At 40.4% G+C, this 23,079-nt stretch carries 16 protein-coding genes; 2 read left to right on the top strand and 14 right to left on the bottom strand.

The window, feature by feature from the left end; all coding sequences use genetic code 11:
• The 10 genes from DX873_RS17920 to DX873_RS17875 form a co-directional block, all read right to left on the bottom strand.
• Positions 1 to 1,435, bottom strand: a 1,435-nt coding sequence (locus DX873_RS17920) for a carbamoyltransferase family protein (RefSeq protein WP_116185872.1), incomplete at its 3' end; no start/stop codon positions are given.
• A 120-nt stretch (positions 1,436 to 1,555) separates the two neighbouring features.
• Positions 1,556 to 2,734, bottom strand: coding sequence for an OmpA family protein (locus DX873_RS17915; RefSeq protein ID WP_232520977.1), 1,179 nt, complete (start codon positions 2,732 to 2,734; stop codon positions 1,556 to 1,558).
• Positions 2,735 to 2,847: 113 nt separating this feature from the next.
• Positions 2,848 to 3,318, bottom strand: coding sequence for a hypothetical protein (locus DX873_RS17910; protein ID WP_116185871.1), 471 nt, complete (start codon positions 3,316 to 3,318; stop codon positions 2,848 to 2,850).
• Between the two features lie 2 nt (positions 3,319 to 3,320).
• Entirely contained in the window at positions 3,321 to 4,463 is a 1,143-nt protein-coding gene (gene bshA / locus DX873_RS17905; RefSeq protein ID WP_116185870.1) for an N-acetyl-alpha-D-glucosaminyl L-malate synthase BshA, read from the bottom strand.
• 28 nt (positions 4,464 to 4,491) lie between these two features.
• Positions 4,492 to 7,404 carry a glycoside hydrolase family 3 N-terminal domain-containing protein gene (locus tag DX873_RS17900; protein WP_116185869.1) on the bottom strand — a complete coding sequence of 971 codons (2,913 nt, stop codon included), beginning with the start codon at positions 7,402 to 7,404 and terminating at the stop codon, positions 4,492 to 4,494.
• A 91-nt stretch (positions 7,405 to 7,495) separates the two neighbouring features.
• The gene (locus DX873_RS17895; RefSeq protein ID WP_116185868.1) at positions 7,496 to 7,978 is read right to left on the bottom strand and encodes an ABC transporter ATPase; all 483 of its coding nucleotides are present in this window, start codon (positions 7,976 to 7,978) and stop codon (positions 7,496 to 7,498) included.
• A complete protein-coding gene (locus DX873_RS17890; protein ID WP_181899561.1) occupies positions 7,979 to 8,764 on the bottom strand; it encodes a (Fe-S)-binding protein in 786 nt (261 codons plus the stop codon). It lies immediately after the preceding gene.
• 9 nt (positions 8,765 to 8,773) lie between these two features.
• A complete protein-coding gene (locus tag DX873_RS17885; RefSeq protein ID WP_116185867.1) occupies positions 8,774 to 10,096 on the bottom strand; it encodes a 4Fe-4S dicluster domain-containing protein in 1,323 nt (440 codons plus the stop codon).
• A 3-nt stretch (positions 10,097 to 10,099) separates the two neighbouring features.
• On the bottom strand, positions 10,100 to 11,065 hold the full coding sequence (locus DX873_RS17880) for an MlaD family protein (protein ID WP_116185866.1): 966 nt from the start codon (positions 11,063 to 11,065) through the stop codon (positions 10,100 to 10,102).
• A 66-nt stretch (positions 11,066 to 11,131) separates the two neighbouring features.
• A complete protein-coding gene (locus DX873_RS17875; RefSeq protein WP_116185875.1) occupies positions 11,132 to 12,316 on the bottom strand; it encodes an N-acetylmuramoyl-L-alanine amidase family protein in 1,185 nt (394 codons plus the stop codon).
• Between the two features lie 130 nt (positions 12,317 to 12,446).
• Here DX873_RS17875 and DX873_RS17870 point away from each other — a divergent pair, with 130 nt between their 5' ends.
• On the top strand, positions 12,447 to 15,137 hold the full coding sequence (locus DX873_RS17870; RefSeq protein WP_116185865.1) for a putative LPS assembly protein LptD: 2,691 nt from the start codon (positions 12,447 to 12,449) through the stop codon (positions 15,135 to 15,137).
• 43 nt (positions 15,138 to 15,180) lie between these two features.
• On the top strand, positions 15,181 to 15,561 hold the full coding sequence (locus tag DX873_RS17865) for a RidA family protein (RefSeq protein WP_116185864.1): 381 nt from the start codon (positions 15,181 to 15,183) through the stop codon (positions 15,559 to 15,561).
• On the opposite strand, the gene DX873_RS17860 is transcribed toward DX873_RS17865, so the two are convergent.
• The 4 genes from DX873_RS17860 to DX873_RS17845 form a co-directional block, all read right to left on the bottom strand.
• A complete protein-coding gene (locus DX873_RS17860; protein WP_116185863.1) occupies positions 15,554 to 16,405 on the bottom strand; it encodes an N-acetylglucosamine kinase in 852 nt (283 codons plus the stop codon). The two genes, DX873_RS17865 and DX873_RS17860, sit on opposite strands and share 8 nt — an antisense overlap.
• A gap of 71 nt (positions 16,406 to 16,476) precedes the next feature.
• Positions 16,477 to 17,478, bottom strand: a complete 1,002-nt coding sequence (gene gap, locus DX873_RS17855) for a type I glyceraldehyde-3-phosphate dehydrogenase (protein ID WP_116185862.1) — start codon at positions 17,476 to 17,478, stop codon at positions 16,477 to 16,479.
• A gap of 22 nt (positions 17,479 to 17,500) precedes the next feature.
• On the bottom strand, positions 17,501 to 18,487 hold the full coding sequence (gene pfkA, locus DX873_RS17850) for a 6-phosphofructokinase (protein WP_116185861.1): 987 nt from the start codon (positions 18,485 to 18,487) through the stop codon (positions 17,501 to 17,503).
• 127 nt (positions 18,488 to 18,614) lie between these two features.
• Positions 18,615 to 23,015: a translocation/assembly module TamB domain-containing protein gene (locus DX873_RS17845; protein WP_116185860.1), complete on the bottom strand. Its 4,401-nt coding sequence runs from the start codon at positions 23,013 to 23,015 to the stop codon at positions 18,615 to 18,617.
• Between the last annotated feature and the right edge of the window lie 64 nt (positions 23,016 to 23,079).

Here is a 23,079-nt window from a genome sequence, read left to right as displayed (position 1 = left end):
TGAGCATAAAAGGAGCTTCTACATCTTCGTCCAAATCAAAGAACTCTCTTTTAGCCTCAACAACAGCTGAAGGAGCAAAGGGCCGGTAAGCTTCTCGAAATTTCACCTCCGCATTGATTTTATCCTTCATATCTGGAAAAGCTGGGTTTGCAAGAATACTTCGGCTTCCCAGGGCACGTGGACCAACCTCCATTGGACCTTGAAACCATCCTATAATCTTACCTTTTTCCAACAAATCAGAAGCTTTGCCACAAACATCTTCTTCATATGAATACGACAGTTTTGCCCCATCCAAAACCTTCTTAATTTCGTCATTGGAATATTCTGTTCCCAAATAAGGATTGTCATGGGTGTAAGTTCTCTCTTTTTTCAGAATACCATTGTAAAGATAGTAAGCAGCTCCCAAGGCGGTACCATTATCCCCCGCCGCAGGCATTACATAAACGTCCTTAAAAGGACTTTCCCTAATGATACGGCCATTCATCACGCTATTTAGAGAAACTCCCCCGGCAATCACTAAATAATCCGCTTTTGTTTTATTGTAAAGGATGTTGCAAATTTCCAAAACTTTATCTTCAAGAACCTTCTGAAAGGCAGCTGCAACGTCTTGATGCCTGTTTTGGAAAGGTTCGTTTGGTTTCCTAGGCTGACCGAAAGTTTTCACAAACTTGTCAGAAAATCGTTTATTGGCCAAATATTGAAAGTTGAAGTAGCTCAAATCCAATTTAAACCGTCCTTCTTTATCAACCGAAATTATTTTTTCAACTTGCTCTTTGTAAACATCGGCATTTCCCATAGGGGCCAATCCCATGGTCTTGCCTTCATCATAGTTAGGTTTGAATCCACAGAACTGTGTCACTGCTTCATAAAACGAACCTAACGAATGTGGAAAAAAGTTCTCGCTTATTCTGGTTATATTATTGTCCTTACCATGTCCAACCCAAGTAGTTGCCCACTCCCCTGCTCCATCTATCCCAAGCAGGGCAGCTTCCTTGTAAGGGGATACAAAGAAAGAACCTGCTACATGAGTAAGGTGATGTTCTATAAAATGAACTTTAGGTCCTTTACTTACACTTCCCCAATGCTCTCTGTACCATGCCCAAAAATTACGCTGCATCAAATACGTATGTCCAAGATGATAAGCTACAAAGCGCATCAGATTTCCAGATTTTAACATTCCAGCAATGTTAAAAAGTAGAAATAAAAGCTTCTTGCCCCAATTATGTTTAGGTTTTATAGAAACAGCTATGTGGTCCACATCTGAATAGTTGAGTCCGGCTATTTTCAAGCATCTTGCAGCTGAAAGTATGGGAAACTCCCTTGTATGTTTTTGTCGATTAAGACGTTCTTCCTCGATTGCGGTGATTAATTGTCCATCTTTTACAATACATGAGGACGAGTCATGAAAATAGTAGTTTAACCCTAATATGACCATTGGTAACGTGATAAATTAATTGGGGAACAATCATCCTAAGGGATGAAAATAGAGTCTATTCACCCTGACTTGTTCAGAATATCGTCAAAATTAAAATTTAATCGATACGGTACAACAAAACTATTCACTTATTATAACGAACTCCGATCTTCTGTTCTTCGCATGTTTTTCTTCCGAACATCTGGTATTGTCATCGCATTCATTAATCAGCTTCAATTCTCCATGGGCATCATAACTTATTCTATCGCTATCAACCCCTTTGGAAATTACGTACTCCACTGTTCGTTCTCCTCTGCGTTCAGATAACCACTGATTGTATTTGTTGGTGCCTCTAGAGTCCGTATGGGCGTTAACCTTGATTCTTAATGTAGGTTCACTTTCAAAAATGGCAACCAATTTGTCCAATAACTCCTTATCTCTTGAAGTAAGGTATGAAGAATTCAGCTTAAAGTATACATTGCCCAAATCATTAAGTTGCGTCTTAATCGCAGCTCTACGAGCTTCCTCGGCTTCTCTTTTGGCTTTTTCTGCAGCAGCCAATTCAGCAGCTTCCTTCTCTCGCTTAAGTCGCTCTGCAAGTAATCTTGCCTCTTCATCAGCTTTCTGCTTTGCAGCGATAGAATCCTGCACTCTTTGCTGCTCTTTTTCCATTTCTTGCAACAAAGCGAGCTTTTCTTCCCCTTTTCTGGAAAGACCTTTTTCTACCTCAAATCGATAAGCCACCCCAACAGCATGCTGTATATGGTTGGTTGAATTTTCCGTGTTCATGGTCCATTTTCCAGTAGAATTGAAATCCAATCCCCAATGGTCGGAAAACCAAGTTCTAAACCCAACAATGGCATTGTAAGTACCTCTACCTTGATTATTGGCATCTGTATAACCTGCGCCAATACCAATATACGGGTCAAAAAAGCCGGTCTCGCCAAGAATCATATTTAGGTCATAGCTTACTCTAAAGTCAAGACCCAGATAATCCACATCTTCCGTGTTCACTACATTATCAACAATTTTACCTTCCTTATACCTGTTATAGGTCCCTATGGCCTCTAGTCCAAGACCACTTTTAAAATAACGACCAATACTTATACGGGATGGATATGGAACCATGTTCCAGCCTTCACTAAAGTCAAATAATTCACCAAATTCGTCTCCAGAATCATCCACCATGTTGGTTCCCAAGGTCACCAACCAATAACTTTGGACAATACTGTCTTTCTTTGTGAGTTCAATTTCCTGGGCAGAAATGGTTGCTGCAAAAAGCAAAACCATTGCCATTACGAACGGTCTTGAAGTTTTCATATGCAAGATTTGAGGTTTGCAAAGGCAAAGCTATGTCAACATTGCTTAAAGTAGAATATTACACCTTCAAGTACCCCAATATTCGATAATCGGTACAAAAATCAAAAAATAAGTTACCACCCAGATTTGCTGAAATTGATCGCTTTTGGGTTCAGGGGCATTTTATACAGGTAAAATGGATAGGAGACCACCTGCAGGTTTTGGTCTTTTTGGTCTTTTTGGTCTTTTTGATCAGCTAATCCAACTAGTATTGTCATACTGCTTTCAGATTCTTCGGCTTTTGACAATAAAGGAGCTCTGTCCCCTTTCTGTTCGCCAAGACATAAAACCAAGACCATTTCTTTGGAAAAATCTATTTTCGGAACTGGAAGACCTGGCTTTCTGGTTTTGTTGATCTGTCCGTAGAATTTATTCAAAGATTTCGTATCTCTGATAATCTGTGCATCGTACTCCAAAATACCACTGTATCCATCTTGCGCTATAAGCTCCAAATCTTCCATTTCATTTCCGGAGGAGGACAGGTTCTCCTTTTGGGCTTTGCAAGAAAGCAAACATGCCAGTGCGATGAACAAAACATTTTTCATGATCAATACGTATTCTTGAATCGGTATTTGTATGCCTTTTCATATACCTCTTCGTATAGTGGTAAGATATGAACAATATCAAACTTTGATGCTATTTTGAAGGCATTCTCCTTGAATTTTTCCAAAACGGCTTCTTCTCTAAGAATCTTCAAAGCATTTGAAGCCATCTCGTCCACATCACCAACTTTTGATAAAAATCCGGAAATACCGGATTTATTTACTTCTGGGATACCTCCTACATCACTTGAAATAACAGCTACTTTATTGATCATGGCCTCCAAGGCCGCCAGTCCAAAACTTTCTGATTCCGAAGGCAGTAAAAACAAGTCGGAAAAACACAATATTCTATCGATTTCCGTGCTATTTCCCAAGAACAGTACCTTTTCCTTAAGTCCAAGGTCGTCACAAAGCTGCTCTGCATATTCTTTTTCAGGACCTTCGCCGACCATAATCAGTTTTGCAGGAATTTCCTTTTGTACTTTATTAAAAATTTTGATTACATCGGGAATGCGCTTTACCTTTCTAAAATTACTGATGTGCGTTATGATCCGTTCATCATCCTGCGCCATTAGGGAACGCTGACAATCGGTATATTCCAGGCTATATTTTGATGTATCTATGAAATTGGGAATTACCTCAATTTCTTTTTCGATATCAAAAATATCCAGTGTGCTCTTTTTTAAGGCGTCCGAAACTGAAGTGACCACATCTGATTTATTGATGCTAAAATTAACGGCCGGCTTGTAAAATGGGTGCTTCCCAACAAGAGTGATATCCGTGCCGTGAAGTGTTGTAATCATTGGAATGAAAATACCTTCTTCCTGAAGCATTTTTTTGGCCATATACCCGGCATACGCATGGGGAATAGCATAATGCACGTGCAGCAAGTCAATTCCATACAATTTTACGGTATCTACCAATTTACTAGACAGCGCCAATTCATAAGGTTGATAGTGAAACAATGGATATTCAGGCACATGTACTTCATGAAAATGGATGTTATTGCCCAAAAGCTCCAAACGCACGGGTTGCTTATAGGTAATGAAATGGACTTCATGTCCTCTTTCGGCCAAGGCTATTCCCAATTCAGTGGCTACAACACCACTTCCACCAAAGGTGGGGTAACATACAATCGCTATCTTCATAAGGCAAATCTAAAGCAATATTTGCTGTCTAATTTATAATGGAATCATAAATAGCTTGTTGAATCCGTGTCCTAAGACCCGATTTGATCAACAAGGTATTGGTGGCAGAGGGGTAGGTTCGGTTGGAAAGAAACACGTACACAATCTCCTCTTCAGGGTCGGCCCAAGTATAGGTTCCCGTAAAACCACTGTGGCCAAAGCTCTTGCGGGAGACGCAGCCACAGGTGGGTCCCTTTTCCTCTAATTGTGGTTTATCAAAGCCTACACCTCTTCTAACATTTTTATTGCAGAAATAGCAGGTATTGAATTTTCTAATGGTCCGTTCATCCAAAAAGCGTTTTCCCCCGTAAATTCCGCCTTGAAGGTACATCTGCATGATCTTTGCAACATCGTTGGCATTACTGAACAGACCGGCATGCCCTCCTACTCCACCTTGCATGGCCGCTCCCATATCATGAACGTATCCTTGAACGGTCTGATAACGGAAATACTCATCTTCCTCTGAAGGCACAATTTCTTGTTTTGGAAATCGATCTAAAGGATTAAAGGTAGTATGTTGCAACCCCATCGGTGCATACAAAAATTCATTGATGAGTCCATCAATGCTTTCACCGTAGGTGTCCTCTATATACTTTTTGAAAATATAATAGGCCACATCGCTATAGCGATATCGGTTTGATTTTAACTCCTGTCTCCCGATCCTATTGTATATGGAATCCTTATAGGCATCAGTCAGGTAAAGATTATCCGCTACCTTATAGGAAAAGCCTTCGGTTGGTGCAGTACGATAAAAATCTGGGGACGGTTTCCGGTTTTTTGTCAGCGTATCAATATAAAATGCAATCCAAGCGGGCAATCGTCCATAGTGTGAAAGCGCTTTAAGCACTGTTACATCTTTCAGCTCGGTATCTTCATATTCCGGCACCAATTCTTTGAATGTATTGTTCAGGGCAATCTTTCCTTCCTCTTCCATTTTCATGATGAGCGGCAGTGTGGAGAGAATTTTGGTCAATGAAGCCAAATCGTAGATATGGTCTCCACCTATTTCTTGATCTGACGTATATGTTGGTCTTCCAAAATTCTTACGATAGACCACTTTCCCTTGCTTTGCAATAAGCACTTGTGCTCCTGGGAACATCAAGGAATCCAGTCCAACCTGCATAAGACTATCTACTTGAGACAATTTTGTTGAACTCAGCCCTACACGTTCTGGAATACTATACCCCAAACGCTGTAAAGGTTTTAAAGTTACTCCTGTGTTCACCGGAAAATCTGGATGGGCCGAAACCGGAATTTTTCCATTTGCTCCTATGGCCCCAAAAATTACTTCAGCCGTCTTTTCTTGGGCCATTTCGCTGTTTTGATATCCAACGACAACGGCATCCAAGCTATTGAAACTCAATACATCCAAAAGGCCGTAGGGTTTTGCGAACAAAGCCAAAATGGTATTGCTGCTCCGTAGCCTCCCTATCTCCTGAAGCCAAAAAAGTTCGTTCTTAGAGAACTTGTATCCCTTCCAGGGGCTTTCATTGTTTTTGTGCAATCCAACAATGACCAGATTATAATCGGCCAAACCACTGCGGTATCCCGCTGCATCTTTGGCCTTGATATGTGTTATGTTGGCATAATTGTTCAAAGTTTGAAGAAATGTCGACCCAGAATCATCTCCAAATTGCACGTAGGCTATTTTTTTGTTTTCCAGTTTTTTGATGGGCAACAATGAAAAATTGTTCTTGACCACCGTAATAGAGTGCTCCACGGCCTCTTCATGGATAACAACATTGTCCACACCGTTCAAATCATCATACAATCCTTCCAGTTCAACGGGTTCATAATCATGAAGTCCAACTTTGTACTTAGCCATCAATATTTTCTTTACCGAATAGGCAAGGCGTTGTTCCGGAATAATACCCATGTTATAGGCTTCTATTAGCTTTTCCTTGGCCCTCATCACATTTTCTGGCATTAAGAGCATATCATTTCCAGCTAAAAAAGCTTCCACTTCAACCATGCCTTCTTCTGCAAATTGGGAAACGGCTTTCATGTTAAGAGCATCCGTAAAAATCAACCCTTTAAAGTCCAAATCTCCCTGCAATACTCCAGAAACCACTTTTCTTGAAAGGGTAGATGGATGCCCTTCCCTACTTTCCAAGCTAGGGATATCTAAATGGGCGACCATTACCGAGCTCAGGCCTTCCTTTATCAATTCCCTAAAGGGAAGCAACTCAATTGAGTCTAATCGTTGTATGGATGAGTTGATGATGGGCAAGGATTTATGCGAGTCTGTGGCGGTATCTCCATGTCCTGGAAAATGTTTTCCGCAAGACAATACACCAGCTTTTTCCATACCCTGGGCAAAGGCTATTCCCTTTTGGGCCACGTTATTTGGATCTTCTCCAAAGGAACGATTTCCAATTATGGGGTTTTTGGGGTTGTTGTTCACATCAATATCCGGAGCAAAATTGATATGGACACCCAATCTTTTGGCATGCTTTCCAATTTGATGTCCAACTCGTTCTACAACATCGTTATCCTGAATTGCTCCCAAGGTCATATTCCATGGAAAAGCATGGGTTGAGTCCAATCGCATAGACAATCCCCACTCGGCATCCATGCCGATCAATAGTGGTATTTTAGAACTGGACTGATATTCATTGGTAAGATTAGCCTGCCGTACGGGGCCTCCTTTTGAAAATATGACCCCTCCAATGCCATGTTCTTTAATAAGTTTCTTAATATTATCTGTAGCGTTCTTATTTTGGCTTGAAGCAACATTTACCATGAACAGTTGCCCTATCTTTTCTTCCAAAGACATCTGGGAATACGCATTCTCTATCCAAGTAGCTTGCGCCAATGAGTCTTTGGTTATCAAGGGATTATTCTGACCATTGACACTTGAAAAAAACAATAAGAATAGGGAAATGTAGAAGTTTATCCGCATAAATATCTGTCTAGGACATGAACTTACAGCTGATAAAAATATTGTATTTCGTCGAAGAAAGCACTGAAATTAGGATATTTTAAGGATTTTGTCAGACAAATCTGGCGTGCCAGCTTTCACTTGCAGGAACTTCCCAGTTCTCCAGATATTCCAATTTACTGGCTACCAAATTATTAAAGACTACGGTGTTTTTTGAAATCGCCTTTTCCTTGGCCATCTTCTTAAAATCCTTAAGTGGTTTGTAAGCGATGTAATCTCCCTGTTTAAAGGAAACGTTCATTCTATCCAAAAGAATCACATCATATTTTTGCTCCAAGGTTTGTATAAAGTGTACCGAGGCATCAATGGAACAGCCTGAAGCACTTGCATTGGACTGATCCAATCCTATTATGATAAATCGTTTATATTTTATCTCAAAACCAGCGAGCAAATCACTACCATGGACCGTCCATTGTTGTAAAAAAGTTGACAACCCTGCTTCTATTTTCTGAAGCTCTTCATCAGTAAAACTTCTATTGGATTGATATATCCAGATTCTTGAAGTATCTGGTAAAGAATTAAAATCTGCTAACATTTAAATAGAATTTGCGATTAGTTCCGCTACATCTAAAACCGTAACACTTTCCTCCTTTTCATGAGCCTTAATTCCATCCGTCATCATAGTATTGCAATACGGGCAGCCCGTGGCAATAATGTTGGGATTGGTTTCCAAAGCATCTTTTGTTCGCAGCACGTTTATGTCCATATCCCCTTTTTCCGGCTCCTTGAACATTTGCGCACCTCCGGCACCACAACACAATGCATCTTTTTTGTGCCGTTTCATTTCTAAAATATTGGCATTGGTTTTTTTGAGAACTTCACGGGGTGCATCGAATACAGAGTTGGCCCTTCCCAAATAACAAGGGTCATGGAATGTTATTCGTTTTTCTTTGTAGACCTGGCCTTCAAGAGATAAACGTCCGCCATCAAGCAATTCTTTTATGTATTGGGTGTGATGGACAACGTCATAGTTGCCACCCAATCCTGGGTATTCATTCTTCAATGTGTTGAAAGAATGGGGGTCGCAAGTAACAATACGCTTTATCTCGTAGCCGTTTAGAACTTCTATGTTCATCATAGCCTGCATCTGAAACAAAAATTCATTGCCCGCACGTTTTGCAACATCACCCGTACAACTTTCTTCTGATCCCAAAACGGCAAATTCCACATTGGCCTTGTTCAATATTTTCACGAAAGCTCTAGAAATCTTTTTGGCCCTATCATCATAACTACCGGCAGAACCTACCCAGAACAATATCTCTGGCTGTTTGCCTTCAGCAGTAAACTCTGCCATGGTTTTTACTGTAATCTGTTCACTCATAGCTCTAGATTATTCGTTTACCCAATTTAGACGGTCCATTTGATTGTAAGGCCAAGGGGCACCATTGTTTTCAATATTGGACATCATGTTGTTCAATTCTGTAGGGGCCGCAGATTGTTCCATCACCAAGAACCTCCGCATTTCCATAATAATGGAAAGAGGGTCTATACTAACAGGGCAGGCTTGGACACATGCATTGCACGTAGTACAGGCCCAAAGTTCCTCTCTGCTGATGTAGTCATCCAGCAATTGCTTTCCATCAGGGACAAACTCTCCCTTATTGGCATCCATTATCTTTCCAACTTCCTCTAGACGGTCCCGGGTGTCCATCATGATTTTTCGTGGAGAAAGTTTTTTACCGGTTTGGTTGGCCGGACACTCTGAGGTGCATCGACCACATTCCGTACAAGTATAGGCATTCAACAATTGCACCCAGTTAAGGTCCATGACATCTGAAGCTCCGAATTTTTCTGGTTCAGCTACATCTTCCGCTGGAGCAGCAAAAGGGTCGGCCGATGGGTCCATCATTAATTTGACCTCGTTGGTAACAGCTTCCAAATTATTGAACTCCCCTTGAGGTTTCAATTTTCCGTAGTATGTATTGGGGAATGCCAACAGAATGTGCAAATGCTTGGAATAGTATAGATAGTTCAAAAAAGCCAGTATGCCCAAAATATGCAACCACCACGCGGTTCTTTCAATTAATATCAAAGTAGATTGCGAAAGTCCATCAATCAAGGGAACAATAAACTGGCTTACTGGAAACGCTCCAGCTTTGGTATAATGATCAGCTCCCAATTGTTGTAGTTGAAAATCCGAAGCATTCATCGTCAAAAACAGTAGCATCAGTACAAATTCGATGTACAAAATCATGTTACCATCTTTTTCTGGCCACCCTTTCATCTCAGGTTTGATGAACCTCTGCAACTTGATGATGTTTCTTCTGATCCAAAAAAGAACCACAGCAACAATTACCAACAACGCCAAAATCTCAAAAGACCCAATGAGAAAGTTATAGACAGCTCCCAGGGGTGCAAACAATCTGTGTGTCCCCAGGATTCCGTCCAAAATGATCTCCAATACCTCAATATTGATGATGACAAAGCCGACATACACCAAAATATGCAATAACCCTGCAATAGGACGTACTACCATTTTTGACTGACCCAGGGCTATTCTTGCCATGTTTTTCCAACGCTGCGATTTATTGTCGCTTACGTCCACATCTTTGCCCAATTTGATGTTTCGGGACAATTTTTTGACGTTTCTAGCAAAAAAACCTATTCCGAATATTAGAACAATTACAAAAAGGATATTGGGTAGATAGTCCATATTTTAATCTTGTTTTTCGGCAGCTGGATCGTTTTCTGGCAGCTCGTACTCTTTTTGTTTCTTTCCAAACACAGAAACATTCACATAGCGTTTGGGGTTTAATCTAAAATCCTGAAGTAAAAGATCTAATTCCCGTGAAGCCGAGGTCAGGTTTTTATATAGCTCATCATCCTGTGCCAATTTTCCTAAGGAACCTTCACCTTTTTCAATTTTGGAAAGTACCGTGTTCAATCGTTCAACCGTAGTCTTGAAATTGGAAACCGTTTCCGCCAATCCCGCGTTTGCTAAAGAATCTGAAAGCTTTGAGAAGTTTGAGGTGATATTGTCCACATTTTTAAGGGAACTATCCAACTGTTCCTTGTTATTTTCCAACAAGGTGTTAAGCTTGTCCCCACTTTCCTTGAAGGACTGCACCATATGATTCAGTGCAACTATGGTCTGTTTAAACTCTCTTTTGGTTGGATCATCCAAGATTTCATTGACGTTCATCAACAACGTATCTGCATGGGATACGGCTCCTTCAACTTTCATTTGAAGCGGGGTGAGCTTTTGTTGCACCAATTCTGTAATCCCTGGCTTTATGTTTGAAACCAAGGTGTCACCTGATTGGGCGTTCAAAGCATTGTCAAACACGGGGTTAATCTGTATGCCCTTACCTCCAATGATTCCTGTATCATAGAGTTCGGCCACACTGTTCTTAGAAAATTCAAAATCGTTGCTTACCGTGAAAGTAACTACCAGTTTCCCGGATCTATCCTTAAATCGGATGCTCTGCACATTGCCTACAGTAAGGCCATTAATAGAAACCTGTGTACCAGGTTGCAGTCCCCCCACATGATCATACACGGCGTAGAAGGTCTTGTTGTTTTCGAAAAAGGGAGAGGATTTTAGATAGCTCAACCCAAAAATGAGGGCCAAAATACCTGCGAGTACTATAATCCCAGTTTTTACTTCCCTGGTTAGTTTCAAGAGATTCTGTTTATGGTTGGAAACAAAATTAGAAATATTTTTGACAAGCGCTTCTCTACCTTACGGCTATTTTAAAGCTTCGGATATAGAAACTCTTTTTCCGTTTTTATAGGCCACTATATAGGAAGAAGTGTACCCTTTTGCATCTGCCTGTGCCTTAAGTCGTTTAGCACCATCCATGGTGGAGGCGTTTCCGTACATATATCGATAAAGGTTCTTGAAAGGCTCTTTTGAGAGCTCTTTTAACCCCTTAAAGTTTTCAGCCTTTAAAGAAATATTCTTTGCACTGGCCAACAACTGTACCTTGAAAACCACACCTTTATTTGATGAAGTCGATACCGGATTGGTTTTATCCGCAACCTTCTCTACTGGTTGTTGTTTCTTCTCTGGAGTATCAACCTTCGTGGTATTGGAAGCTGTTTCAACATTGGTTTTTGTTTCTTCAACAACCGAATCACTGGTTTCAATTCCTTTGGAAACATCATTTTTATAGGCGATTATGGCATCTGCAATGGCTTTGCCCATTTGTTGTTGTCCTTTTTTGGAATTGAGATAGCTCCCTTCGTTTTTATTGGTCAAAAAACCCGTTTCTACCAATACACTGGGCATAAAAGTCTGGTGCAAAACAATAAAACCAGCTTGTTTCACTTTCCTGTCCTTTCTACTTAATTTTTTAGTGAAGTTATCCTGAAGGTTTTTTCCCAATTGAATACTTTGGTCCAAGAATTCCTCCTGCATTATGGTCAGGCCAATAATAGATTCTGGCGAATTGATATCGTACTCCGCATAGCGTTGTTCGTAATCATCCTCTAAATAGATTACCGAGTTTTCCTTTTTTGCCACCTCAAAATTCTGGCGATTGGCATGTAGTCCCAAAACAAATGTGCCTGCACCATGCGCATCAGAACTATGGGAATCGCAGTGCACAGAAACAAAAAGATCGGCATTGGCCTGGTTGGCTATCTCACCACGGCGAAACAAATCCACAAATGAATCATCTTTTCGGGTATAAACCACCTTTATATCAGGATTTTTCTCCAATTCCTTTCCTGCTTCAAGCACAATGGCCAGGGCAATACTCTTCTCTAGATATCCATTTCCCAGATTGCCGGGATCATGTCCACCATGTCCAGCATCAAGAACCACCACAAATTTATCCTTGGGTGGGTCTTCGGTATCATTTTTGGTAAAAGAAATCAATGCGGGGGCTATGAATAGAAAAACAAAAAATGTCAACAAACTTTTATTCATAAGAACTGATGGATTAGTACGTCCTGCAATGGTTAAAAATATTGTAATCACCAATAACCAGAACAAAAAATATATGTAAGTTTGATGCCAAAAACTGGGCCAAACTAGCACAAAAATAGGATTTATCACGTTGCAATCAAATAAACACTTTTTAGTTTTCCTATTTGCCCTCCTTTGTAGCAGTATTTCCTTAGTGGCTCAGGAAGACCCAATTAAACCTTTGCCCATTAAGGCAGTCAAGGATAGCATTACTGCTCCATTGCTGACTTTCAACACCCTTAACGATTCTATTGCCGTAGACTCTTCAAAGGTCGATTCTACTTCTGGAAAGCCTCCACTTTTGTTGGATAAAATAAAGTATAAAGCCAAGGATTATGTACGGTTGAGTCAAAAGGACAACAAGATTTACCTCTACAACGAAGCTGAAATCTATTATCAGGATACCGAGCTTAAGGCAGGCGTAATCGTCATGGACTACATAAAGAACGAAGTGTACGCGGGACGGTTAAAGGATTCAACCGGGACCTATTCCCAATTACCCTATTTTAAACAGGGAACCAACGAGGTAAGACCAGATTCCATACGCTTCAATTTTGATACCCAGAAGGCGCTAATCTGGAATTCGAGGACGGAACAGCAGGCCGGACTTGGGCAATTAGGGAGTGATGCCATGAAAGTGTATGCCCAAGTCACTAAGAAAGAGAACGATTCCGTTTACTTTTTAAGTGAAGGTAAGCTGACTACCTCAAAAGATACCGTCGACCCTGATTATTATATAAGGGTACGCAAGGCCAAATTTGTTCCGAAGAAGAAGATCATTGCCGGTTTCAGCAATATGTATATTGTTGATGTGCCAACGCCAATTGCCCTCCCATTTGCCTATTTTCCTCTTTCCCAAGGAAGAACGGCCGGGCTAAAATTCCCCACGTTCGGAAATGATCCCCAAAGGGGATATTTTCTTCAAAACGGGGGGTATTACCTTCCCATAGGAGAATATGTTGATTTTACGCTAACCGGTGATTTTTATACCAATGGCAGTTATGGTTTCAGGGGAGTTTCACAATATGTAAAGCGGTACAAATTCAGGGGAAGCATAAATGTCAGTTATGAAAACCTTATTAGAAGTCAAAAAGGCTTTGATGACTTTAGCAGAACTAGTAACTACAACATCCGAATACAGCACAATCAAGACCCAAAAGCCAGTCCCAATTCCAGATTTTCTGCTTCGGTAAACCTGGGAAGTAGTCAGTTTTTCACGAACTCGCTCAATCAGGTTAACAGAAATAACAGTCAGACGAACACTTTTGCATCATCTATAAGTTATTCCAAGACTTTTCCTGAATATCCTTCGGTGAATACCAGTATTACCCTTAGCCATACCCAAAATTCCAGGACGCAGTCCGTAAACATGTCTCTACCTACTTTACAGGCCAGTATGGAACGTATTTTTCCTTTTGCAAAAAGAGATGGCATCAAAAAGGGAATTATACAGAACACAAACATCCAATATGATGTTAATGCTCAAAATAGTATCACTACAACGGAAGAGGATTTCTTTACCAGTGAAATGTTTGATGGTGCCCGCGTAGGAGCGCGACATAGGATTCCGATAAACACGAATTTTAAGGTTGCCAAATATCTCAGCGTAGGTTTCAACGGTAGTTATGAAGATGTGTGGACCTTGGAAACCATCCGTAGACGTTTTGATGAGGAAGAACAAACCGTTGTCACGGATACCATTTCTGGGTTTGATAGATTCAACAGATATAATTTTGGGGCCAGCATCGGAACTACGCTCTACGGAACCTTCAACTTTGGAGAGGACAAAAAAATACAAGCTATACGTCATGTCATGAGTCCATCCATTGGGTATAGTTATACACCATCTTTTGAACAGTTTTATGAAACCTACACGGATGGTGATGGCGAAGAGGTACAATACACCCCATTTGAGACCAGTCTTTATGGTAGGCCATCGTTGAACCGAGGAAGCTCAATAAGTTTCTCATTGCAAAATACCCTCGAAGCCAAGGTAAGGAACAAGGATTCTACTGCCACAGAGCCCAAAAAGATTAAAATATTGAGCAATCTTAGGTTTTCTGCCAACTATAACTTGGAGGCCGATTCTTTGAAACTGAGCCCAATCAATATGACAGGTGCCACCGAAATAATTAAAAATGTACCTATCAACTTTTCGGCAACTTTTGATCCCTATGCCATAGACAACAATGGACGTAGAATCAACACTTTTAATGTAAGCAATGGTGGAGGGCTGGTACGGCTGACCTCTGCAAGATTGAACACAGGGTTTTCACTTAATAGTGAAATGTTCCAAAAAGGAGGTGCCAAAACGAAGGGAGGCGAAAGGGACCGCACCCCAGATTATGGTGCCAACCCTTTTGAGCTTGATGGCGCCCGGGATGGTGAACCTTTCTTTAAGGATGAAGAGGAGGATGGCGATAAAGATACCCCACTATACAATAATAAACTTCCGTGGGACATGCGTTTCACCTACGTTGCCACCTACAGCAATAGAAACAGGGAAAAAGAAATCACCAATCACTCCCTGATGTTTTCCGGTAATGTAAAACTTACTCCCAAATGGGAAGTAGGCTTTAATTCTGGATACGATTTTAAAAACAAAGGGTTCGCAGATACCCGATTGAATTTTAAAAGAGATTTAGACAGTTTTAGGCTAAGCTTTGACTGGACCCCTTTTGGAAGGTTTGAACGATGGTACTTTTTTATTGGAATCAAGAGTTCTATACTTAGTGACCTGAAATGGGAAAATAGAAGTCAGCCTTTTAGTAGTAGAAGGTAATTATTGAATATTTTATATCTTCAATCCCTCAAAGAAAACCCACATGAAAACTATCATAAATACCCCTAAGGCTCCGGCTCCAATTGGGCCTTATAACCAAGCGATATTGATTAAGGACACCCTTTACATTTCTGGTCAGATTCCTATTGATCCCTCAACGGGTAACTTGGTTGAAGGAGATATTAAAAAAGAAGCAACGCAGTCCATGGAAAACCTTAAGGCCATTCTTGCAGAAGCTGGGATGACTTTTGAAAATGTTGTGAAGTCCTCTATTTTTCTAAAGGATATGCATCAGTTTTCGGAAGTAAACGAGGCATATGGGGTCTATTTTGATCCAGATACCGCTCCAGCAAGAGAAACAGTAGAGGTGGCTAATCTTCCGAAATTTGTGAATGTGGAGATTTCTATGGTAGCGGTCAAATAGTTTCTTTGTGAAACTCAACAAGACCTTCTATTGGACGTTGTCTGATTACACCAAGAATCAAGTCGTTTCGCTCTAAGACCGTGGTCAGTTCCTCTCTTAAAAAGTGGGCTATGCTGCCTACAAAGCTAATAGGAACCTTAGTGGCCAGTTCAAACTGCATTATGTAATTGTTTACAAATTGCTGTAAACCCTTTTCTATTACTCCTTTGCAGTATGGATGCTCTTTATTTTCAATGATGAAACGGGCAAAGGTGGCCAAATAGGTATTGGGATTGGGTTGTTTGTATAAATTTTCCTTGATTACATCCGCTTCCAAATTGTATTCTTTTGCAAACTTGATTCCCAGGTCTTGTGGCATCTTATGGAAGTAGTAATCCCGTAATAATTTTCTACCAAAGAAATTACCGCTGCCATCATCCATCAAAATATATCCTAAAGAGGTTACTTTTTGGAACAACTGGTGTCCATCATAGTAACTGCAGTTGGAACCGGTTCCCAAAATACATACGATACCCTGATGTCCTATTTTGGTCGTGGAATAAATTGCGGCATAGGTATCTTCCCTTACCTCTGCCTTAGCATTAGGGAAAAAGTCCTTAAAAATTTCCTTTAGGAAATTTTTCATCCGATCAGTACCGCACCCTGCACCATAAAAGTATAGTTGCTTTACCTCGTCCTTGTTTTTTGAAAGTTCAAAATTGTTTGCCAATCTGTCTTCAATCACTTCCCTTGTAAGCACTTCAGGACTTAACCCCAAGGTTTGGGTAAGGAACAATTGTTTGCCCTTGCTATCAAGAGCAATCCAATCTGATTTAGTGGCGCCACTATCCACGATCAATATCATAGTGAGGGTTTTTAGGTTGGTATCTGGAAAGGGCTTTTGCCCTTTCCAGAAAAAGTTTATTAAACTATAAATTATAGGTTCGAGGCATGCTCCGCCAAATCCACAAGTTTATGTGAGTATCCGGTTTCATTGTCGTACCAGGATACTATTTTGAAAAACTTGGAATTTAATTCCATACCCGCCCCTGCATCAAAAATGCTGGTTCTTGCATCGCTAACAAAATCTTGGGAAACAACAGGCTCATCAGTATAGCCCAAAATTCCGGATAGTGGTCCATCAGCAGCTTCCTGGAATGCTTTCTTGATTTCGTCATAAGAGGTTTCTTTTTCCAATCTTACCGTCAAATCAACCACAGAAACATCCGCTGTAGGCACTCTAAACGCCATACCTGTCAACTTACCTTCCAATGCTGGAATTACTTTGGTAACAGCTTTGGCTGCTCCAGTGGAAGCTGGGATAATGTTCAATAGAGCACTTCGTCCTCCTCTGTAATCTTTTCTTGATGGTCCATCCACGGTCAACTGGGTTGCAGTGGTAGCATGAACTGTAGTCATCAGACCTTCTTCAATACCAAACTTGTCATTTAGTACCTTGGCTACAGGAGCTAGACAGTTGGTTGTACAGGATGCATTCGATATAATATTGTCAGAAGCCTTTACATCTTGATGGTTCACTCCCATTACAAACATTGGCGCATCTTTAGATGGCGCAGAGATAACAACCTTTTTGGCTCCTCCGTCAATGTGGTATTGTGCTGTTTCCAAAGTTGTGAAAATACCGGTACATTCAGCAACTATTTCAGCTCCTACCTCGTCCCATTTCAAGTTTTTAGGATCTCTTTCAGCAGTTATCCTAACGGTTTTTCCATTTACGATCAAGTTTCCATCTTTAACCTCGATGGTTCCATCGAACTTGCCGTGTACGGAATCATACTCCAATAAGTAAGCTAGATGCTCAACATCCAACAAATCATTGATGGCAACTACATCTACATTCTCCCTTTGCATGGTAGCCCTGAAGACCAACCTTCCAATTCTACCGAATCCGTTAATTCCTATTTTCAATTTTGACATCTTTAATATATTTAGGTTTTTATTATGTTGTCATGATATCTGAAACCCTAATGAGTTCCTCATCTACTTCTGTATGTGCTTTAATGGCTTCCGCGATGGGTGTAAGTATAAGTTTGGTATCTCTGATACCGACCATATAATTGGATTTGCCTTCCAATAAACTCTCTACCGCCTTAACTCCCATTCTGCTGGCCAGGACCCTGTCAAAACACGTTGGGTTTCCTCCTCTTTGCATATGTCCCAACACCGAAACCCGTACGTCATAAATCGGTAAATGTTCCTCAACATATTCTTTAAGCTGAAATACATTTTTTCCAATCTTATCACCTTCAGCTACAATTACAATACTGGATGATTTTCCCGATTTTTTACTTCGCTTCAAGGAATCCAACAAACGCTCAAGGCCCAAATTTTGTTCAGGAATCAAAATTTCTTCAGCTCCCGCACCAACACCAGCGTTCAATGCAATATGGCCTACGTCACGGCCCATGACCTCTACAAAGAACAATCTGTTGTGAGAGCTAGCGGTGTCGCGAATCTTATCAATAACCTCAACTACCGTGTTTATAGCTGTATCAAAGCCAATGGTATAAGAGGAACCAAGAATGTCATTGTCTATGGTTCCTGGAATCCCCATTATAGGGAAGTTAAATTCTTCATTAAATAACTGGGCTCCGGTGAAACTTCCATTCCCACCAATAACAACAAAAGCATCAATACCTTCTTTCTTCAATTGATTGTATGCTTTTTTTCTTCCTTCCTTGGTTCGGAATTCTTCACATCGGGCAGATTTTAAGATAGTTCCACCCTTATTGATGATATTGTTCACACTTCTTGCATCCAACACCTTGAAATCTCCTTCAATCATACCTTGGTATCCACGATAGATGCCAACACACTCCAATTTAAGGTAAGCACAAGTACGCACAACAGAACGAATTGCGGCATTCATACCTGGTGAGTCTCCACCAGAGGTAAATACTGCTATTTTTCTAATTTCTGAAGCCATTCAATTTTTTTTAAGAGACCAAAACTAGGAAACTTTATTCAAAATATTAATGACTTATTAACTTATTTATTTTCAAGGGTTTTCGCAAACGTTTTCGTAATAATTTTAGAAGATTTTTTTAGATTATTCAATCTTGTTTCGACGTTTTTTTGGCAACGTTGTCTTTTGATTTGAAACGTATTAGGCTATCCCTGCCCATAACCTCCTGGGTCGTTTGCTGTGGTGATATTTGAGACCGTTTCTCTTTCTTTTTAAAAACTTTCTGCATCAACTCCTTAAAACTATTGAAGTCCACTTGGTAGGAAAGACCCAAACCTTGGGTGTACCCCTGCCGTTCCGCTAAAAACTGTTGTATCTGATTTTCCCTGTTGAAAATCTTGGCGCTCAAAGTTCCTTCTTCATTGAGCAGCACCTGTACTTCCACGTCTCCTGCCACAACAGTTTCTGAAACTCCGCCAACTGGAACCCCTACCCTACCATTTACCAAAATTCTATCTGATATCTGCGTAGAAACTGTTACCCCAATCCTGTTTTCGGTTTGAATCTCGGCATTTGGGTCCAATAGGCCTTGCTCATAGGAAACCCCCAAGTTGAACTTGTCATTGTTCCCAGCCAGAATCTGGTTTAGTAGCCCAGAGGCGGTCTGTATCAGATTTCCTGTAACCGCTTGTTGATTTATTCCGGTCTGGTCATTTACAAAGGTGCCTTGTGCCAAAAGGAAAAATGCATTCCGTTCTTTTACCGTAGGGTCTTGTAGTCTATATTCCAATTCAGATTGCACCACGGAATTGGTCCCTGGAAAATCAAGATCAAAATTAATATTTGGGCTTTCCAGTTCGCCATCCAACCGGACTACTACTTCGGTGGGAATTCTACCAGTGTATCCGGGGTTATCCAACAGAGGTGCGGGGTTTGCATTAAGTGCATAGACCGCTTCAAGGTTCAACTGTGCTGCAAGGGGGTCGCGTTCCCAAAGTATGGTTCCACCAGGACGTACCTGGAATTTTTTATCTATTACCCCTCCATATTTAAAATTGTATTCGCCGGTAACAGCAACAAACTCACCGTACATATTGAACTTTCCATTGGTGTTGATCTCAATCAACAATATTCCCTCTCCAGTTCCTTTTAAGGAACTCCCCGTATTTTGATCTACCACGATCTCCACTTCGGCATCTGGGGTCACAGCCAAATCAAAAGCCATCTCTAAGCCTTGGTAATCTTGCAGGACACGTTCTTCCTTAAAGGATTTTTCCCCTTCCTTTTCTATGAAATTGATAAAGGAATAATCTCCAACACTGGTTACATCACTTAGAGGTATCTTCAAGGAAGTTCCTCTTGCCGTTGTGGCATCTACCGCAATGGTAAGCGCATCCGTTGGGCCATAGATACTTCCTGTACCATTGATAAATCCACTACCATAATACAGAGCTTCTTCATCAAATTCAGTATTCAATATTAAAAAACGTCCGTTGTTCGTATCTACATCAAGATCAAGGGACCAATCGCCAAAGGCGGTGTGATTAATGGTACCATCCAGCGTAGCCGTCGTGCCTTCTGCTACATCGGATAGCCCAACATTCTCAAAATAGAAGGTCTGATCGAACAACCTGACCCTGGAGTAAGGCGCAAAATCATAGTCCACATTAAGATATGGAATACCCATTCCCGCTTGGTTAAGACTTAAAGATCCATTTATGGAAGGATTATTTACATCTCCCACTATTTTGACACTTCCGTTCACATTTCCCCTAATGTTGGAAATAACTCCCTCGCCCAACGGACTGAAAGGCTCCAATTCCATGTCCGTGAAATTGGCCCACAGGTCCAATACTTGTTTATTGTTCTGGTTGAGCACTTTACCGTTCACGCTCATCTTTTCCACACCATTGTGGTTCAACCAAGTGCTTACTCCAAATTGCGTGAGGTCATTATTGCCAAAAATTCCTACTTCCAAATCACCCAATCTCATATCATTGACACTAAAATCTTTGACATTTAAACTTGATGTGGGCAAGTATTTACCATCCTTTTGAAGGATATTTAAGAATCCGTCGACCGCACCATCCAATTTTAAGCTATCTATAGCTGGGGTTATTTTGTTTAGGGAAACGATTTTAAATTGTAAATCCAAGTCCTTGTAGGTTGAGTCGGCCAATTCCCCTCTCAATCTTATCTGTTCCCGGTCGTTGTTGTCCATGACCACATCTTCCACAACAATACTATCCAGAGTTCTATTGAGAATTACCTTGTTCTTGTTATTTCCTTCTTTGTTGAGGACCCATTTATTCCCTTTGAAATTGATGTCGGATTTCTTTAAACCAATCACCGATTTGTTTTCCTCATTAAAAGTGTGGTAGAAGTTTAGATTGTAGCTGTCATCGTATTCGCTCCCGCCTTTAAACTCTGTTCTAAAGAACAGGGTATCCTTTAGGGTAGTATTGATCATACTGAAGTCCTTGACATCGTAATAGACGGTGGACATATCTTCAACGGAAAGAAACGTATTGAAAAGTGGGTTCTTATTATCGATTTTAAGCTCTACCTCTTCAAAACTGTTACCAAAAGCCTCAATGTTAGGTGATTTAAATGTTAGCTTGAAATCCCCCTCATCCGCAATGATATTTCCCCTAATAAATGTATTTGGTCCAAAGGCAACCTCTGGGAAGAACACATCCACAATTTTATTGTAAATCTTAAAATTGAAATTAAGTTGTTGGTCGTCTGAAATCTCGTAAGGTTTGTAATTGGTATAGATACTTCCTACGGAATTTTGAACCAATCTTCCCAATTCCTCCACCTTGAACTTCCCTCTGGCATAACCCGTGATAATGTCCGGTGAATTGATCTCCACCGTTCTAATGGTGTCTTTATCAAACGAGGAAGAAACCACAAAATCTTCAAAATAGTATGTGTCGTTTATGTTTTGATAGGTGGTGTTGGAGAAACGGACCTGCCCCAAAATATTATCCATAGAGTTACCCTCAATATCCATATTGAGGTCTCCCTTAAAAATTGAAACACTATCATTGATAAAGTTCAATTCCCTAAAATCTGCATAATCCACAGAAGCTATAAAATTGAATTTGGCCTGATCTTCCCCAAAATCAGCTAGTCCTTTAAAATTGAATTTTATGTTCTGGTCATTGCTCAGGAGCGAACCATCAAAAAGCTGTTCTTTTAAAACACCTGATACCCTTAGATTGTTATACTCATAGTCATTGTATTCCAATTTATAGACCTCGCCAATAATTTCGGTATTCAAATATTCTGCTATAAAACCTTTTCCTTCAACGTTCACATCCAAAGAGGTCAAGCCCAGATTTTCAGTTTCCGTAAAATTACCAAGGTCAAAATCTATCAAGGAGATAAATCCAATATAGGAAGCATCATCAATAGTCTGAATATTGGTCATTTGCAAGTCGGTATAACTACTGCCTATGGCCGTGTTCAGATTAATCTTAACGTCAAGTGAAGTCTCTGTAACCTCAGCATCCCCACGAATGGTAAACTGACCCATTTTTTGAAGGGACGAAGGAATGTTCTTTCCCAAAATGTTGGGCAAAAGAGCTCTTAGCTGGTAATAACTTGAGGTAAGGTTGCCAATATCCGCTCGCATAATAAAGGGAGCATCATCGGTAAACAAATTATCAAATTCAAAATCACCATGGATTCCCGTATTCTCTGTCTGCACAAAAAGTTCTTCTGTTTTGAGCTTATTGAGCACCCCACTTACCTTGCTGGCAAACGAAACGACCTTATTCTTACCAAACTCATTGTAAAAAGCATTGACTTCATTCAATGCAACAGTGGATTCATTAAATTCGGCATTGATCTGTACCCTATCCAAAAATTCGGAAAAATCTTCCCGATTATAGTTAAAAGTAAGGTGCCCATTGATTTCAGACTCTGGGGTCTTGATCTGCAATTCTTTGAATTGCATATCCTGTTTGGTATAGCTGAAATCCGTAGTAAGTCGTTGAAGTTGTATTCCCCGTTTGGACCACAAAGAAAGATCTTGGATTTTCAGGCTTACATCCGGTCCTAAGATTTGGAAGTCTTCCGCCAAAACTTTCATATCGTGAAAATCCAAAGTTTTGGGCTTCTCCAAATTGTCGTCTATCAATACAAACCTTCCATTTTCAATCTGTATTTCATCCGAAGACATAAAAAAGGGAGGAGTACCTGGTGCTCTTGGCTGACCATCATCCAATTTTGCCACAAAAACATCTAAGTTGGTATCTCTTTCACCTTCATAGGTCTTTAGGTTAAAGAACAATCCGTCAATGTCGATATCCCCAAACTCCATTTTACCATTGGACATGTTTCGAAGGTTGAGCACCGATGTAGATAATTTTCTAATATACACCAGTGTATCCTTTTTATAATCCTCAATGTAAATGCCCTTGAGTCCTGTATTGAGATTGAACAAGGATAGACTTACCCTGTCTATGGAAATGTTTGTGCCAAATTCCTGGTTGATGGATTCCATGGCATATTTTGCCATTCTGGTCTGTACCGCAGGCATGGACAATATCAAAGAACCCAAGACCATGATCAGCAAAATTGCCAATACAGATCTAAGCAGTATT

The organism is Flagellimonas nanhaiensis, from assembly GCF_003382275.1.
Taxonomy (GTDB): Bacteria; Bacteroidota; Bacteroidia; order Flavobacteriales; family Flavobacteriaceae; genus Flagellimonas; species Flagellimonas nanhaiensis.
Note: the sequence above shows the minus strand (reverse complement) of the source record. Positions and strands in the feature narration are given on the sequence as shown.